This is a genomic window from Vibrio sp. 378, from assembly GCF_033339435.1.
On record NZ_JAWOUO010000928.1, the window covers coordinates 1 to 570 of the forward strand.

Genomic DNA, 570 nt, shown 5'->3' on the forward strand with positions numbered 1-570 from the left:
GCTGAGACTAGTTTTCTTGCGGAAAAGAGGGGGTAGATGAAAAAATTTGAAGCAAAACAAAAATCCGCGTGAATAATTCACGCCTAATCTTCGTCTTCAAAGCTTAACGCATAGCTAATTTGGTCAAAACTGTAGCCGCGATATTGTAAGAAACGAACCTGTTTAGCGTACTCTTTCTGGTCTTTGGCCTTTATTCCTTTAAATTTCTTCTCTGCTGCCAACTTTGCCAATTCAAACCAATCTTGGGGCTCTTCTGCCATTGCTTGTTCAATGATAGATTCTGCAACGCGCTTCTGGTTAAGCTCTTGGCGAATACGACGCTCACCATGACCTTTGTAAACGTGTTGACGCACTTGGCTTTTGGCGTAACGCAAGTCATCCAAATAATTGTGTTCTAAACAAAAGTTAATCGCAGCTTCAATATCAGCCTCTTCATAGCCTTTCATCGCAAGCTTTTGATGGAGCTCATATAAGCCATGATCTCGACGACTAAGTAACTGAATCGCGGCTTCTTTGCTAGATAGCGTCGGTGCTTGTCGCTTTTGGTACATAGTGATCCTAAAGGTAATT

1 protein-coding gene is annotated in these 570 nt (G+C 41.9%); it reads right to left on the reverse strand.

What is annotated here, in order from left to right:
• Positions 1-83: 83 nt before the first annotated feature.
• Entirely contained in the window at positions 84-551 is a 468-nt protein-coding gene (gene recX, locus R7Q48_RS29655; protein ID WP_020835391.1) for a recombination regulator RecX, read from the reverse strand.
• Positions 552-570 lie beyond the last annotated feature (19 nt).